The sequence below is a fragment of the Cyclobacterium jeungdonense genome, assembly GCF_010994275.1.
Lineage (GTDB): Bacteria > Bacteroidota > Bacteroidia > Cytophagales > Cyclobacteriaceae > Cyclobacterium > Cyclobacterium jeungdonense.
In genome coordinates this window covers 489,061-504,455 of sequence record NZ_WMCD01000002.1, presented here as the reverse complement: position 1 = coordinate 504,455, position 15,395 = coordinate 489,061, and the positions used below count along the sequence as shown (strand labels likewise).

Sequence of the window (15,395 nt, the reverse complement as noted above, 5' to 3'; positions counted from 1 at the left end):
AATTACGAACGAAAAGACAAGCATGACCACCAAAAAAATTAATGAGCTGATTAAATTAAACGATGAGCTGGAGAATTACTTCAGGAATACCATCATTCCTCAACTTTTTGTGGATGCGAACCTAAGGTTGCGGAAATTCACGCCTCCGGCCATGAAACAGTTTAATTTTTCTCCGGAGGATATCGGTAAATCCCTGGAAGACCTGAATGATAACATCCGCTATTCTACTATTGTTGAAAATGTGACGATGGTCATTGAATCCGGAGAAATCTACGAAAAGGAGATTCAAACATCTGACTTCAATTGGTATCAGATGAACATTATTCCTTATTTAGTTGAAAAGTCAAAAAAGTCCAATGGGGTTATCATTACCTTCGTGGACATTACGGATCGGATCAAGGTATTAAAAGACCTGGAACGACTTATCGCTACCCACGAAACGTTTATTTATTCCGTCTCTCATGATCTGAAAGGCCCCCTTTCCAATATTGAAGGGCTTGTAAACGATTTGATCAAAAACGCAGGACCTACCTCTGATTGGAACGAGGAAGCCCAGGATGATCATAAATTAACCAGCTCCTTGCTTTTGGAATCGATTGCTTCTATGAGAAATGTGATTAACGAACTCTCCGAAATAATCAAAATTGAAAATAATTATAAGGAAGAAGTGGAACTGGTTAAAATTGAAAGCCTTATCAATCAGGTTAAATTGGTTATCCGAGATGCTATTCATGAGAGCAAAGCCATTATTCACCTGGATATCCAGGTTCCGAAAATCAAATTTTCCAGAAAAAACCTTCGGAGCATCTTGTATAATCTTTTAAGCAATGCCATTAAATATCGAATTCCAAATACGCCCCCCATTATTCATTTGAAAATTGAAAAAGCCGAAGGTTTCACCCATATCTCCGTAAAAGATAATGGCAGGGGCATGGATGAAGAGAAACAAAAGCTTATTTTCACTCCTTACACGCGACTTGCCAAAGATGTGGAAGGGACCGGCATTGGGTTATATTTTGTCAAAAAGATCATTGAAAATGAGGGGGGAAGGATCACCTTTAATAGCAAGCCGGGCGAAGGATCGGAATTTAATATTTACCTAAAAAACGTTTAACGGGGTTCTTTTTCATTGCCTCTTGATTTTCTGACCGATATAATCCTGATAAATTCATCTCTATGGGTATAAAAGGCTGACCAAACACTTTCGTCTAATCTGGCAAAACCCCTTTAACTCCCGCTACGCATCCATTTTTCCACGGCTTCCCGGTAAGACTCCCCGATAGAGAACTCCTGATCCCCCAAAAAAAGGCTGTTTTTGCGGATGGCGGTAATTTCAGACAGGGCTACCGCATAGGATTTATGGATACGGAGAAATTTATTCGGAGGCAAAATCGATTCAAGTTCCTTAAAACTCATGCGTACCAACAGCGGCTGCTCCTGGTTTTTTAAATGAAATTTTATATAGTCTCCATAGCCTTTCATCCATAGGATATCGTCAAACCTTATTTTTAGTTGACTGTAATCCACATTGGCGAAAAAATAGTCCGGAGCATTTTTGACGGGTGCTTCGGGTTTTCCGGCCTTCCATTCATGACGTTCCCTGGCCCGGTTACATGCTTTGATAAACCGCTCAAGGGATACTGGCTTTACCAGGTAGTCCACTACATCCAGGTCAAAACTGTCTACGGCATACTGGTTATAGGCGGTAATGAAAATCACCATGGGCTTCTGCTGAAGGCTGGAAATGAATTGAAATCCGGATAGGCCAGGCATTTGAATATCGGTAAATATCAGATCTACGGGGTTTTTGCGTAGGGACTCCATAGCCTCAAAAGCATCGCTACAGGCTGCCACCAACTTTAAAAAAGGCACCTTACTTATATTGTCTTTAAGTAATGCAAGGGCCAGGGGTTCATCATCTATGGCAATGCAATTTATCATGGCGTTAGCGTTAGTTTTAAGTTAACGGTATACCAGCCATCGGATTTTTGGATGCTGAGGTGTTGCTTGTCACCGTAAAGCAATTCCAGCCTTCTTTTCACATTGGCAAGGTCGATTCCGGATCCGCTATCCCGTGTCTCTTCTGCCAGCGTGTATTTGTTTTTTACGGTAAAATGCAGGTCGTTACCGCTTGTTTTAAGGGATATGTGAATGGCAGGTTCGGGGATCAGCCCGGTACCATGTTTAAAGGCATTCTCCACAAACGGTATCAGCAGCATGGGTTCAATGGCATGCCAGTCCTCGGTGGGGTTTAAATCCGTAATCAGATTTAACCGGTCCCCGATTCGTTGCTTTTGAAGGTCAATATAGCCTCGCAGGTAATCGAGTTCACTTTTAAGCAGTACTTTTTCCTCATCCGTTTCGTAAAACATGTACTTTACCAAAGAGGAAAGCTTTAGCAAGGTTGGCTCCAGGGCCTCGCTTTTCATACGAGCCAATGCTACCGTGTTATTTATTACATTTAAAAAGAAATGAGGATTGATTTGAGAACGGAGAAAGGCCAGTTCGGTCTTTAGGTTTTCCCGTTGTTTTTCGCTGGCCACCAGATCGGATTTAATCTTGTCAGACACGGACTTAAAAGCAATCGCGGCCATCAGGATAAATACAAAAGGAATCCCATTATAGAGCGCAGACCGGTAAAAAGAAAAGGATAGATCCGCCAAAAGGATACTGAACAGAATCCGGTGGAAGAAAAGTATGACGCCAAACAACAGCAGTTGGATCAGCAGGAATCCTGCAAATTTTCGCTTGTATAGGAGGTTTGGGATCAGCACCCTTGTGTTTAAATAAAACAGGATGACCCAGAAGAAATTGGTAAGGGTATTCAGATAAAGAAAATCAGTCTCCTGGGCCGATCTTGGCCTCCTGCCTCCGTAGCCCTGATCCAAGATGACGGGCAGCAGGAAAAAAATAGACCAGGTCAGTACATGTAGTAGGGTCGACTGGTATTTTTGAATAAAAGAAAAAGCCGGTCTCATTTAATAGGTTATTTTTTTAAATATAAGCAATAGTATTCAAACCCCTTTCAAAGTGCACAGCCAACGGGGGGTGCGGACAAAAAAAAGAAACCGATAGTTTTACCGGTTTCTTTTATCAAATCAAGCGATACTTGGTTGCTATTGGATAGCGAATTAGGAAGCTACTTCCACATGCTGGAAATAGGTGGTTTTTCCATCTTCAATCGTAATCGTATAGCTGTCTTTGACAGCCTTTTCAAAGTTGAACACCTTGTCTATGCTTCCATCAACCGTTTCAGATTTGGAAAATACTTCTGCATTATTGCTATTGGTGATTTTTATATCCACCTTTTTCAGATCCTTTTTTTCCAGCGTAAAGAACACCATATCTCCATCTATTCTAAAGGCCGAAGGCGAGGCTTTTTGCTCCTTTTGGATAATTTCTACCTTGTCATCCTTAAGGTTCAATTTGTAAACCAGGCTTGCTTCAGGATTGTCTACCGTGAAGAAATAAGTGCCATCGGCTAGTTGCTGCAGGTTAAACTTTTTCGCGTAGGTTCCATTGTACACATCGGCGAAAAACAGGGTGTTTTCCGAGTTATCGGTGATTGAGACGGTTGTTCCACGTAACTGGGAATTCAATTGTATGAAGAGATTTTTTCCCTCATCCGAAATCACCAGATTAGTAGTGGGTACAGGAGTCATGCTCGTAAGAGATACGACGAATAAGAAAGCTATTGCGGTACTTTTAATTAGATTTTTCATGGTTTTTGATGTTTAGGTCTGTCGTCGGACAGACAGGTAACAAATAATTTATGTGACAAACATACCTTGATTAATCAGCCCTTTTCAGGATAGGAGATGAACCGGCAATAGTCTGCGATGAATCCGAAAATTTCTGCGTTGAAAAGAGTTGGCAATGGTGAAAAACACACAAAATTCACCGGTTACGGGCTATTCAAAGTCGCTTCCAGAATGAATTATCGGTTAACTTCTAAACTGAGTTCGATAATAAAATAATACCATAGGTGCGAGTTAATGCTTTCCGAAAAAAATGGGTAATGGCCTGACCGGGCAACCAGCTAAGCATTTATCCAATTTTCATTTTCAGCGGCTCACCTGAACTGATGTCCCCTTTAAAGAGGCTTGGGAGATTTTTTCGGGCGTTTTAAATGTATAACAGATGACAAAAAAATATATAAATAGGACACAGGTTTCTACCTTCTTTAATAGGCAGTTGGGAAGACTTTTCGAATTACCTAGGAAGGTAGTAAAAATGCCCGTCCTCGGCCCCTACCAACAGTTCCCAAATGCCATCTTTATCCCAATCCACAAAGGTAGGACTGGTGGTGTGCCCGGCGAGCATGAGTTCCGTAAACGGTCCCTTATGTTCGAAGACCACCTTGTCCGGGCTTTGACTGATATTTTCAAACAAGGATACGTTCAGGCTGTTTACCAGCAGGTCCAGATCCCCATCATTATCCCAGTCTACAAAACTTATTTTCCTTCTACCGCTGCTTCCAGCTTCACTTGCATTAAGACGAAGGAGTCCATTTCCTGAATCCTGCACTTCATTTTTATTATTAAAAGTAGCTCCATTTTCTCCATAAAAAATTCTTTGTCCGGGTTGAAGGATGGTTTCACCCGCTTTGGTGTCGCCCTGATAATAGGCCAGATAACCTTCCTGGTCCAGCATGATCAGGTCCATGATGCCATCTTCATTCCAGTCAATCGCAAAGGGAGTAGTCCGCCACTGGGTGACCAACTCGTCCGCTGCCGGTTTCCACCAGTTCCAGGCCGGATAAGGAGGGGTCTGATTTCCCCAGTCTACCTTTACTGGTTGGGGGGCTTTGAGTTCTTCTCCTGTATTCTGGATCCATTCTACCTTTCCCCAAATAGAGTTAAAAATAATGTCTTGATGTCCATCTCCATTCCAGTCCGCCACAGAAAGCGTGGTATATCCCCATTTAGCTTCTGCGGGGCCTTGAATGGACCCCTTGTCCCCTGCCTGTATGCGGATGGCTTCTCCGTTGACTTCCAGTAACTCCGGTTCGGCCCAACTTGGGTCAGGGCCTCCGCTAAGGTTTTCGATAAAGGCAATGTAGCCTGCGGAATTTCCGGCTATCAAGTCTTCGTCTCCATCCCTGTCCCAATCCACGCTTACCGGGGTTACTAATGCGCCAAATTTTAAGTGATCGGCCTCTTGCCGGAAATACCTGGGAGCGGTAAACTCCGGAATTCCGTTGTATTGCTCACCCGTATTCCTTACCCAGGCTACCCTTCCGTCCTCGTCTCCAACGATCAGGTCAACGTGGCCGTCCTGGTCCCAATCGATGGCAACCGGAATGATCATCTCCAAATCCATCTTGATCACCGCATCCTGGTTTTCCAAAAACACCCCCTTGCTGAATATCGGTTGCTCTCGGGTGCCCACGTTTTCGAAATAGGTAATGCGGTCTAAAAATTCTCCGCATATCAAGTCCAGATCCCCGTCCCCATCAAAATCGGCCAGATTGGGAGAGGGAGCACCGTATACATCAATTTCTTCTCCCCCGGCTTGAAGGCGTCCGCGGTTATGGTATTCCCCTTCTATGTTTTCCAGCAGGTATACGTATCCATGGAGGGGCCCGTTTACCCAATTCCCCGTGCTATCAAAGGCATTGTCCCAGCCATAATCCGACCAGTCATCCATGCCTACCAGTATATCCAAATCCCCATCTCCCTCGTAATCGGCCATTTTCCATTGATTAAAGCGGGGGCTCTTTCCCAGGTCCTTGGTAAGTTCGTCGATAGGAAACAAGGCCTCTGGCTTGGAATCCAGTGATGCCCGGAAATCTTGAAGCAAGGCACCAGGAATGGTTACCTTCGGGTCACCCAGCCCGGTATGGGAAATCTGAACTTTTGGGATCGCATCGCCCAGCCGTACCGGAGGGGCAAATACAGGAAAAGCCTCTCCACTGGTGTTTTCGAAGAAGTAAAGTCCGTTAAATGGTTTGTCCGGACAGGAAACTAATAGGTCCATGTCTCCATCCCCGTCGTAGTCCATGGGCAAGGGCCAGGCCCAGAGGCCTACGCCCAGGTAAGCCGTAGCATCCGGTCGGTTATAATTGACACGGCTGAATTCGGAGGTGATTTCTGTGGCTTTTGGCTGGGGTTCCTGACAACTTGCTATCAGTAGCAAACCGAAAATTAGAAAGATTTTACCTGTTGGAATGGGGCTTAACATTAGATAAAAGGTTGTGGGCATATCCATAATCGTGAAATTGAGAGGCAGTTTACTAGTGGTTTTACCTGGGATTTTGAAAATCGGGCCATCAGCCCCGACCCATAAATGGCATGCCGTTGGCCATTAAGGTGATCCAGGGAATATTGGTATCCAGGGGTAACCCCGCCATGTAGACCACAGCCCGGCCCACCTCTGCCACGTCCATGGTGGGTTCCACCTTTTGCGTCCCGTCGGCCTGAAGGATACCTTCTTCCATTTTTTGGGTCATAGCACTTTTTGCATTTCCAATGTCGATTTGGCCACAAACGATATTATAGGCTCTTCCATCCAGGTTTGTGGAGCGGGTAAGGCCCGTGACCGCATGTTTACTTGCGGTATAAGCCACCGATAAGGGCCGGGGCACCTGTGCTGAGATGGAACCATTATTAATAATTCGTCCTCCTTTTGGATTTTGCTTTTTCATCAGCCGAAACGCCTCTTGGGTACAAAGAAAGGCCCCGGTCAGGTTGGTGTCGATGACCTTTTTCCAATCGGCAAAGGCGAGGTCTTCCAGGGGAACTGCCGGTGCATTTATCCCGGCATTATTAAACAAAAGGTCCAGCCGTCCAAATTTTTCTTCCAGGGTGAAGAAAAGTTGCCGTACCCCCGCAGGATCGGTAATGTCTGCTGGGAAGACCAAGTGCGGATTGCCCTCGCAGAGGTCGGCTGTTTCTTCCAGAGGTTCCTTCCTTCTGCCGGTGAGGATTAGGTGCCAACCGTCCTTGGCCAGTGCCTGGGCCACTGCTCGGCCAATTCCTGAACCCGCACCGGTGATCAATGCGGTTTTAACGTTTTGATTCATGTGTTTTTAATTTTTTTTCAACAGTCAGGTGGAATCTCGCATGTTTTATAATCATCCCTCCATGTATCGCTTGAGTCATGCTTGGGTTCATGCATTGGAAAGTTTTATGCTTTCTTCCTGTATGTAATTTCGAATGATTTCTGTTACATCCTTGTCTGCAGTAAAGCCTAGTTTGTCCGCTTTTCTGGTGTTAAAATGAGGGGGCCAGGTCAGAACGATGCTTTGTAAAAAGGCATCTGGTTCGTGGGTAATCAGTTGGACTGTTTCCGGACCTGCTACTTTTTCAAGGCAATCGATCATGTGCTGCACGGTGACGGTAAGGCCCGGCAAATTAATGGTACGATCGTCTCCGATACGGGCCGCGTCCAGAATCGCTGCATGGATAAAGTTTCTCACCACTTGTTTGGGAGATAGTATCCAGAATTCCGAGGAAGGATCCACGGGATAGCTGGCTTTTTTGCCATCGAGCGGCTCACGGATGATACTGCTTAAAAAAGAGGAGGTGGCCGCATTGGGTTTGCCGGGGCGCACCGTGATAGTGGGTAGTCGGAGGCAGCGTGCATCCACAAAGCCTCTACGGCTGTAATCATTCATCAAAAGATCCACAATAGCTTTTTGAGTACCGTAGGAGCTCCTCGGTTTGGGGGCAGTATCCTCAGAAATGACCTGATCCACGTCTCCGCCAAAAATACCACAGGAGCTGGCAAACACAATTCGTGGCTGATGCCCTAACGCCCTGCATTTTTCCAGCAGGTGCAGCGATCCCTTCAGATTGACCTGCATGCCCAGATCGAAATTTTTTTCAGCTTCCCCACTTACAATCGCTGCGAGGTGAAAGATCAGGCCCGGCTTCTTTTCCAGTAAGGGATCTATTTGAGAAGGATCGCCAAAATCTCCATTTACACATTCGAAGTCCGGATCCTTTTTCAAGACCTCCGGAAAGTGACGATCAAATAAGGTCACGGTAGTGGATGCAGTGGGATGTTTTTGGCGGTATTCAACGGCCAGGCGACTGCCTATAAAGCCTCCTCCACCGATTATCAATACGTGCATAGATTGATGGGTTTATTAGTTAGATCAATGGGATTATCCAGGACAATAGCCAAACCTGAACCATACCTGTCAACGAAATAATGGCAAGCAAAAAGGTCCAGGTTTTCAGGGCTTCTTTTTCTGTCAGCCCGCTCATTCGGGCAACTACCCAAAAGGCACTGTCGTTCATCCAAGATACGAAAAGGGACCCAAAACCCATAGCCATAAGCAGGTAAACCGGATGATAAGGTAAAGCAGGGCCATTGCCAATGAGAGCGGAAACAATGGCTGCGCTGGAAATCATGGCCACCGTGCCCGAGCCTTGTGCAGTTTTCAGTACAGCAGCGATTATCCAGGCTAGTGGCACGTAATGAATGTGGAAGTTTTCCGTTGCCAGACGTATTGCTTCTCCGATACCGCTACGACCTATCATGGCACCATAAGCACCGCCGGCGCTGGTAATCAAAATGATCAATCCTCCGATTTCCAGCGGTTTTCCGATTTTTTGCCAAAGTTGGTTGGATTCAAGTTCACGGGCTTTGGCCCAGAGGTATAAAGCCACCCCTGTCCCAACTCCCATGGCCAGGTTTTTATTTCCGAGAAACCCCAGCCATTCGGGTATCTTTCCGGTGATCGCCTCTACCAGGGAGGCGGATCCGATTAGAAGTATCGGCAAAATTATGGGCAGCAGGGAGGAGGTAAGGGAAAGTTTTTTTCTGACGTTTGCGGCATTTGGGGGAGCAATTCGTAGGGGTATGGAGAGTTTTTGATTGAGTTTTTTACCTACGAAGATGACTAAGATAGCCGGAAGGATACCCAGCAGCAGTCCTGCACTGATGACCAGTCCCAGGTCTATCCCCATCGTTTCGGCCATGATCAAAGGACCGGGGGTGGGAGGGACAATACTATGGGTGATGGCCGCACCGCCACCAATGGCGGTGACGTAGAGCACGTAATCTTTTCCGGTTTTTGCTGCCAGAGTGATGCCCAAAGGGATTAGCAAGAAAAAAACGGTATCCAGAAATACCGGGATGGAAAGAATAAAAGCTGCGACCATAAGGGCTAGGGCAGCTTGTTTTTCACCCAGTCTTTTTAGAAGGTGAGAGACGATTTGAGAGGCAGCACCGCTTTCCATCATGGCCGTACCGATAATGGCTGCTAAAGCAATGACCCAGGCAATTTTCCCGGCCATTACCCCTAATTCGGTCATGGGTAGCTCGAGAGTAGCCATCATACCCTGATCACCCACCACGCCGGGGGTAAGTAAGCCTACAAATACCGCTGCTAAAACGAGCGCGATAAAAGGATGGAACCGCCATCTGGAAATCAATAGAGCAACCAGAGCCACGCTCAGCAAAAGCACCAGAAAAGGCCAGTAAAAAGATTGGACCAGGGAAACCATTTTATAATTAAGAGAAAAAAAACGAAAAACGCCTACTTTTCTACTAATAAATGGGAGGATTTTCCCAGTGGATTAAATAATTCGGAAGTTATTTGGTTGGTTTCGCTGAAACCACTACTTTCAACGAAAATAGCAATGAATCTAAAACGGATTTTTTAAATTTATTTTAAAGTGTATCTGATAGAGGAAGACAAGATTCGTAACGCATTCAAGCAAAAAGACCTGAACCTTTTTACGCTGGTAGATACGGCAGACGAAGCCGTGGCCGCCATTGACAGGTTTTACCGCAACTATTTATTATCTCCAAATTATTAAGCCGTGGATACCAAACACCTTCCGTATGTGTATTTATTATTAGTCCTGCAGTTTGTTTTGATAGGCTATTTGTGGTTTCGGGTTTCAAATACGGAACTTGTGGAAAATCCGCGGGACACCCGGGCAAAAATCCAGGAAGCGAAACCTGACCGTTTACCCAGGGTACGGATTTTTGAGTTGCCGCAGTCCCCGGAATTTGCCGGGGAAAAAGTGCCTATGGAAGACCCAGAGGTATACGAGCGCTATGAAAGGGAATTATACGTCAATTCTTACTGGGAATCCAATACGGTACTGATGATGAAGCGGGCGGGAAAATTTTTCCCCCACATTGAGCAGACGCTGGAAGAAAATGGCATTCCGGAAGACTTTAAATATGTGGCCCTGATAGAGTCGGGCTTGATGAACGTGACTTCGCCGGCAGGGGCTAAGGGGTTTTGGCAGTTTATGAGAGGAACAGCTGGAGATTTTGGGCTGGAAGTAAGTCGGGATGTGGACGAAAGGTACCACTTCGAAAAAGCCACCCTGGCCGCGTGCAAATATCTCCGGGACTCGTATGGGAAATTTGGCAACTGGACCAGTGTAGCCGCTAGTTATAACATGGGGATTGCCGGAATAACCCGCAGAAAAAACCAGCAATTGAGTCCGGATTATTACGACCTGTATCTGAATGAAGAGACCAGCAGGTACCTGTTCCGGGCCCTGGCACTCAAAGAGATCTTTGAAAATCCCGGAAAGTATGGCTTTGAGCTTCAGCAGGACGATCTTTACAAATTGCCTCCGCTAAGGGAAATAGAGGTTACGGAGAGCATCACTAACCTGGCTGAATGGGCAAAAGAACAAAAAAGCACCTATAAGGAGGTCAAAACTTACAACCCATGGCTCATCAACCGGCAATTGAATGTGCGAAGGGGTAGGTCCTACGTAATAAAACTTCCTGTTTAATTATTGGCTGCATTTTTATGATTATCTTGAGAGGCAAATGATCTCTCATGAAAAAAACCCTGATAATTTCTCTGGTTATAGCAGGTATTATTTTTGCCCTGTTTAAACTAGTGCCCCTTTTGGTAAATAGTTACCTGAATCAGAATGCCGAAAGAATTGTCAGCAACATGATCACCAGGACCAATGATTTTGCCGGGCATGAGGTTCAGTTTGGCAATATTCAACTGGATTATGATTATCGTGGAACCTTTCTAAAAATGGAATCGGTGGAAATCTCTCCGGGGCAGGATCTCAATACCGAGAATAAAATCAAATTTCACCTTCGCTTCGAGGAGGCCAGCCTGACGGGATTTCAATGGATCGATTTTTTATTTTTTAACAGCATCCAACTGGACTCGGCTTACATAGAAAACGCTGATCTGAAAACGGTAACGCCAGATCTGGAGGAAATACAGGAAGGGCAGCCGGCTACGAATCCAAAGGAAGGAAAGGATTACCGCCTTATTGGTTTAAATTACCTGCGTGTAAATGGTGTTTCCTTTGAAAACCGGGATAGCAAAACCGATTCGATACGCTTATCCATGACGGATTTGTTTGTTTTTGCGGATGGCTTCAGTCTAAGCAAAGAGGACAAGGAAAGCTCCGATGCTCTTTTTTCAGTAAAAAGTATCGAGGGATATTTAGCAGAAACGCAGCTTCACGTAAATAATGCCATCAATGTCATAATGGCCAGGGATATATCCTTCAACACCACCGACCGGAGGATGATCGTAGAGCAGGTATCGTACAAAAACAAACTGGATAAGTACGAATTCGTCAATCGTTATGAGAAGGAAACCAATTGGATGGAACTCAGCCATGCGCGTTTGCAACTGGATGGAATGGATTTTCAGTCCTATTTCAGAGAGGGCGTGATTTTAGTAGACACCATGCGGCTGGATGGCCTGGAATTGGAAGTTTTTAGGGATAAAAGGAAGGTGGAAGATACCAGCAGACGGCCCAAAATGATCCATGAAATATTGGAAGAGCTGCCCCGCCAAGTGCATTTACAGACGATTTCCTTAGCAGATATCACCATAACTTATGAGGAAAGGCCGGATACCAAAGCACTTGCTGCAGGCAAAATATTTTTTGATCAGGTGAGCGGTGAGATTACCGGATTTACGAACATAGCCGAAGCATTATCAGAGAACGACACACTCAAGGTGAGTGCCAAAGGAAGGTTAATGGGCCAGGGGCAAATTGACCTTCAGGCAAACCATTTGATCAACAGTGAGATGGGGACGTTTTTTCTACAAGGCAAGGTGGGGCAGATGAGCCTTCCAACGCTAAATGATATGATCATGCCGGCTACACGGATTGCGTTAAAAAGCGGTAGGCTCAATGATTTGTATTTCAATATAACAGCAGATGACATTGAGGGTACAGGAGAAGTGATTGCCAAATACGAAGACCTGGAAATAGAGATACTGGATAAAAATTATCAACAAAACCAGAATTTGTTGCGGAAAATTGGCGCCTTTCTGGCTAACAAGGTGGTGATTCCTACTAATAATCCCGATAATTCGGGAAACCTTAGCAAAGGTGCAGTTTATTTTGAAAGGGAGCAGCACAAGTTTATTTTTCATTACTGGTGGAACCTGATCCTGAGTGGTCTCAAGTCCACTATTACAGGACAAACAGCGCAAGAAATGAAGGAGAAATAAGAAAAGGCAGCAGAATGAACCATCCTGTGATTTTTCAGTTTATTTGATTTCAGTTAAGGCTTTACCAACCGATTCCTTAATTTTGTCTAATTAAACCAATTATTGCGCAAGCCATCCGTATGTCAGCAGATAAAACACCTTCGCAGGAACACATTGAGATTTATGGTGCACGGGAACACAACCTGCAAAACCTGGACCTAACCATACCCAGAAATAAATTGGTGGTGATTACCGGCTTGAGCGGAAGTGGAAAAAGTTCGCTGGCGTTTGACACCATTTATGCCGAAGGACAGCGGCGATACATGGAAAGTTTTTCGGCCTATGCCCGGTCATTTTTGGGGGGAATGGAACGGCCGGATGTGGATAAAATCAATGGGTTATCTCCTGTAATCTCAATCGAGCAGAAAACCACCTCTAAAAACCCCAGGTCTACCGTGGGCACGGTCACAGAGATTTACGATTTCATGCGTTTGTTATACGCGCGCTCTGCGGAGGCTTATTCGTATAAGTCGGGGGAGAAGATGGTTCGACAGACAGAGGATCAGATCATTGAACAGATTTTTCAAGCATTTTCCGGAAAAAAACTCTCCATTCTTGCTCCGGTGGTTAAAGGAAGAAAAGGGCATTACCGGGAGCTTTTTGAACAAGTTCGAAAAATGGGCTATTCGAAAATCAGAATAGACGGGGAAGTACAGGAGTTGCTGCCAAAAATGCAAGTGGACCGATACAAAATTCACGATATAGAATTGGTGGTAGACCGGGTTCTGGCAGATGAAGCGGACCGGTATAGGATTACGCAATCCCTGAAAACAGCTTTGCAGCATGGAAAGGGAATCGTGATGCTGCTGGAGGAAGGAGGCCAGATACATCATTTTTCCAAGTTCCTGATGGATCCCCAGACAGGGCTCAGCTATGATGAACCTGCTCCTAATTCTTTTTCATTTAATAGTCCGTACGGGGCTTGTCCCACCTGCAATGGCTTGGGAGTAATAGAAGAAATTACCCGGGAAAATGTTATTCCAGACCCTTCCTTGAGTATCAGCCGGGGAGGGATAGCACCGCTGGGCGAATACCGGGACATTTGGATTTTCAAAAAAATTGAAGCCATCCTCAAGCGATATAAGGGAAGCCTGTCCACCCCCATTGACAAACTGGATGAGAAGGTCATTGACATCTTATTGCACGGGGACAAAATGGAAGTAGCAGTTGACTCTGTTAAATATCCGGGTACCAAATGGACCACTACTTTTGAAGGTATTCTTAATTTTCTGCAAAAGCAGCAGGAGGGGGGATCGGATAAATTGCAGAAATGGATCAGCGATTTCACGACCACCCGAACCTGTCCGGATTGCGAAGGATACCGGCTAAAGAAAGAGGCCCTTCACTTTAAAATAGCGGAAAGACATATAGGAGAATTGGCTCAGATGGATATCCGCAGCCTTGGAGATTGGTTTGCGACTATTGAAGAGCGAATGACGGATCGGCAAAAGCTGATCGGGGCGGAAGTGCTAAAGGAGATTCGGAAACGGATCGGATTTTTATTGGATATCGGATTAGATTACCTCTCACTCAACCGGCCCTTGCGAACTTTGTCTGGAGGGGAAGCCCAACGAATACGCCTGGCCACCCAGATCGGAACCCAGTTGGTGGGGGTGCTTTATATCCTGGATGAACCCAGTATTGGTTTGCATCAGCGGGACAACGTGAAATTAACACGAGCCCTAAAAGACCTTCGTGATATGGGAAATTCGGTGATCGTAGTGGAACACGACCGGGATATGATGATGGAGGCGGATCATGTGGTAGACATTGGACCCGGAGCAGGCAGGCATGGTGGCCATATTGTGGCCAGCGGAACACCGGAACAATTGCTGCAGGCAAATAGCCTGACGGCCAAATACCTGAAGGGAGAGTTGCGCATTGCAGTACCTGCAAAAAGAAGAGCGGGATCTGGAAAAAAATTAAAATTAAAAGGAGCCAGCGGACATAATTTAAAGCAGGTAAACCTGGAACTACCGCTGGGAACCATGGTATGTGTAACGGGCGTTTCCGGTTCCGGGAAGAGTTCGCTTATCCACGAAACCCTGTACCCTTTACTCAACCGGCAGTTTTACAATTCCAAAAAAGAGCCCCTTCCTTACAAGGAGATCAAAGGGTTGGAGTATCTGGATAAGGTGATAGAAGTAGACCAATCGCCGATAGGAAGAACTCCGCGGTCCAATGCAGCCACCTATACAGGTGTTTTTACGGACATTCGGGCACTTTTCACGGAATTACCAGAATCCAAAATTCGGGGATACAAACCTGGTAGGTTTTCCTTTAATGTCAAAGGCGGTCGTTGCGAGGATTGCGAAGGGGGAGGAATGAAATTGATAGAAATGGATTTTCTTCCGGATGTGCACATTCCCTGTGAAACCTGCAAAGGAAAGCGCTACAACCGGGAAACACTTGAAGTCCGGTTTAAAGGAAAGTCCATCGCGGATGTTTTGGACATGACGGTAGAACAAGCCGTCGCTTTCTTTGAGAACCAGCCAAAAATCCTTCGTAAGATCAAGACCTTGCACGAGGTGGGCCTGGATTACATTACCCTGGGGCAACATGCCACCACCCTTTCCGGAGGAGAAGCACAACGGGTAAAACTAGCCACGGAGCTTTCAAAAAAGGATACGGGCAAGACTTTTTACATTTTGGATGAACCAACTACCGGATTGCATTTTCAGGATATCGAACATTTGCTAGAAGTGTTGCAGAAGCTGGTGGATAAAGGAAATACGGTATTAATCATTGAACATAACCTGGATGTGATCAAAGTGGCGGACCACATCGTAGATTTGGGTCCGGAAGGAGGAGAAAAGGGTGGAGAAATTCTTTTTAGTGGAACTCCTGAGAAGATGCTGGGTCATCTCGGAAGTTATACCGCCCAATTTTTAAAGGATGAGTTAACTCGAAAAGTGGACATAGAGGTATAGGGGCC

The 15,395-nt window shown here is 45.6% G+C and carries 12 protein-coding genes; 5 read left to right on the top strand and 7 right to left on the bottom strand.

What is annotated here, in order from left to right:
- Positions 1 to 22: 22 nt before the first annotated feature.
- Complete coding sequence (locus GKS34_RS07130) at positions 23 to 1,114, top strand: sensor histidine kinase (protein WP_163384112.1); 1,092 nt, start codon at positions 23 to 25, stop codon at positions 1,112 to 1,114.
- A gap of 113 nt (positions 1,115 to 1,227) precedes the next feature.
- Here the strand turns inward: GKS34_RS07130 and GKS34_RS07125 are convergent, their stop codons facing one another.
- The 7 genes from GKS34_RS07125 to GKS34_RS07095 form a co-directional block, all read right to left on the bottom strand.
- Positions 1,228 to 1,941, bottom strand: a complete 714-nt coding sequence (locus GKS34_RS07125; protein WP_163384111.1) for a LytR/AlgR family response regulator transcription factor — start codon at positions 1,939 to 1,941, stop codon at positions 1,228 to 1,230.
- On the bottom strand, positions 1,938 to 2,978 hold the full coding sequence (locus tag GKS34_RS07120) for a sensor histidine kinase (RefSeq protein WP_163384110.1): 1,041 nt from the start codon (positions 2,976 to 2,978) through the stop codon (positions 1,938 to 1,940). The genes GKS34_RS07125 and GKS34_RS07120 overlap by 4 nt, the downstream gene beginning before the upstream one ends.
- Positions 2,979 to 3,131: 153 nt before the next feature.
- A complete protein-coding gene (locus GKS34_RS07115; protein WP_163384109.1) occupies positions 3,132 to 3,722 on the bottom strand; it encodes a T9SS type A sorting domain-containing protein in 591 nt (196 codons plus the stop codon).
- 490 nt (positions 3,723 to 4,212) lie between these two features.
- The gene (locus GKS34_RS07110; RefSeq protein ID WP_240459220.1) at positions 4,213 to 6,210 is read right to left on the bottom strand and encodes an FG-GAP repeat domain-containing protein; all 1,998 of its coding nucleotides are present in this window, start codon (positions 6,208 to 6,210) and stop codon (positions 4,213 to 4,215) included.
- A gap of 61 nt (positions 6,211 to 6,271) precedes the next feature.
- Entirely contained in the window at positions 6,272 to 7,024 is a 753-nt protein-coding gene (locus GKS34_RS07105; RefSeq protein ID WP_163384108.1) for an SDR family oxidoreductase, read from the bottom strand.
- Between the two features lie 87 nt (positions 7,025 to 7,111).
- On the bottom strand, positions 7,112 to 8,077 hold the full coding sequence (denD, locus tag GKS34_RS07100; protein WP_163384107.1) for a D-erythronate dehydrogenase: 966 nt from the start codon (positions 8,075 to 8,077) through the stop codon (positions 7,112 to 7,114).
- A 19-nt stretch (positions 8,078 to 8,096) separates the two neighbouring features.
- A complete protein-coding gene (locus GKS34_RS07095) occupies positions 8,097 to 9,458 on the bottom strand; it encodes a GntP family permease (RefSeq protein WP_163384106.1) in 1,362 nt (453 codons plus the stop codon).
- 171 nt (positions 9,459 to 9,629) lie between these two features.
- On the opposite strand from GKS34_RS07095, the gene GKS34_RS07090 reads away from it, so the two are divergent.
- From GKS34_RS07090 to uvrA, 4 genes are all read left to right on the top strand, one after another.
- Positions 9,630 to 9,773 (top strand): hypothetical protein, encoded by a 144-nt coding sequence (locus GKS34_RS07090; protein WP_317167961.1) that lies wholly within the window; start codon positions 9,630 to 9,632, stop codon positions 9,771 to 9,773.
- A gap of 3 nt (positions 9,774 to 9,776) precedes the next feature.
- On the top strand, positions 9,777 to 10,715 hold the full coding sequence (locus GKS34_RS07085) for a lytic transglycosylase domain-containing protein (protein WP_163384105.1): 939 nt from the start codon (positions 9,777 to 9,779) through the stop codon (positions 10,713 to 10,715).
- Between the two features lie 47 nt (positions 10,716 to 10,762).
- Positions 10,763 to 12,421 carry a DUF748 domain-containing protein gene (locus tag GKS34_RS07080; RefSeq protein ID WP_163384104.1) on the top strand — a complete coding sequence of 553 codons (1,659 nt, stop codon included), beginning with the start codon at positions 10,763 to 10,765 and terminating at the stop codon, positions 12,419 to 12,421.
- Positions 12,422 to 12,540: 119 nt separating this feature from the next.
- Positions 12,541 to 15,390, top strand: a complete 2,850-nt coding sequence (gene uvrA, locus GKS34_RS07075) for an excinuclease ABC subunit UvrA (RefSeq protein WP_163384103.1) — start codon at positions 12,541 to 12,543, stop codon at positions 15,388 to 15,390.
- Positions 15,391 to 15,395 lie beyond the last annotated feature (5 nt).

Excerpts from the sequence above, each read along its gene's own strand:
- GKS34_RS07130 (WP_163384112.1), top strand. The coding sequence starts at position 23 with ATGACCACCAAAAAAATTAATGAGCTGATTAAATTAAACGATGAGCTG.
- GKS34_RS07125 (WP_163384111.1), bottom strand. The coding sequence starts at position 1,941 with ATGATAAATTGCATTGCCATAGATGATGAACCCCTGGCCCTTGCATTA.
- GKS34_RS07120 (WP_163384110.1), bottom strand. The coding sequence starts at position 2,978 with ATGAGACCGGCTTTTTCTTTTATTCAAAAATACCAGTCGACCCTACTA.
- GKS34_RS07115 (WP_163384109.1), bottom strand. The coding sequence starts at position 3,722 with ATGAAAAATCTAATTAAAAGTACCGCAATAGCTTTCTTATTCGTCGTA.
- GKS34_RS07110 (WP_240459220.1), bottom strand. The coding sequence starts at position 6,210 with ATGGATATGCCCACAACCTTTTATCTAATGTTAAGCCCCATTCCAACA.
- GKS34_RS07105 (WP_163384108.1), bottom strand. The coding sequence starts at position 7,024 with ATGAATCAAAACGTTAAAACCGCATTGATCACCGGTGCGGGTTCAGGA.
- denD (WP_163384107.1), bottom strand. The coding sequence starts at position 8,077 with ATGCACGTATTGATAATCGGTGGAGGAGGCTTTATAGGCAGTCGCCTG.
- GKS34_RS07095 (WP_163384106.1), bottom strand. The coding sequence starts at position 9,458 with ATGGTTTCCCTGGTCCAATCTTTTTACTGGCCTTTTCTGGTGCTTTTG.
- GKS34_RS07080 (WP_163384104.1), top strand. The coding sequence starts at position 10,763 with ATGAAAAAAACCCTGATAATTTCTCTGGTTATAGCAGGTATTATTTTT.
- uvrA (WP_163384103.1), top strand. The coding sequence starts at position 12,541 with ATGTCAGCAGATAAAACACCTTCGCAGGAACACATTGAGATTTATGGT.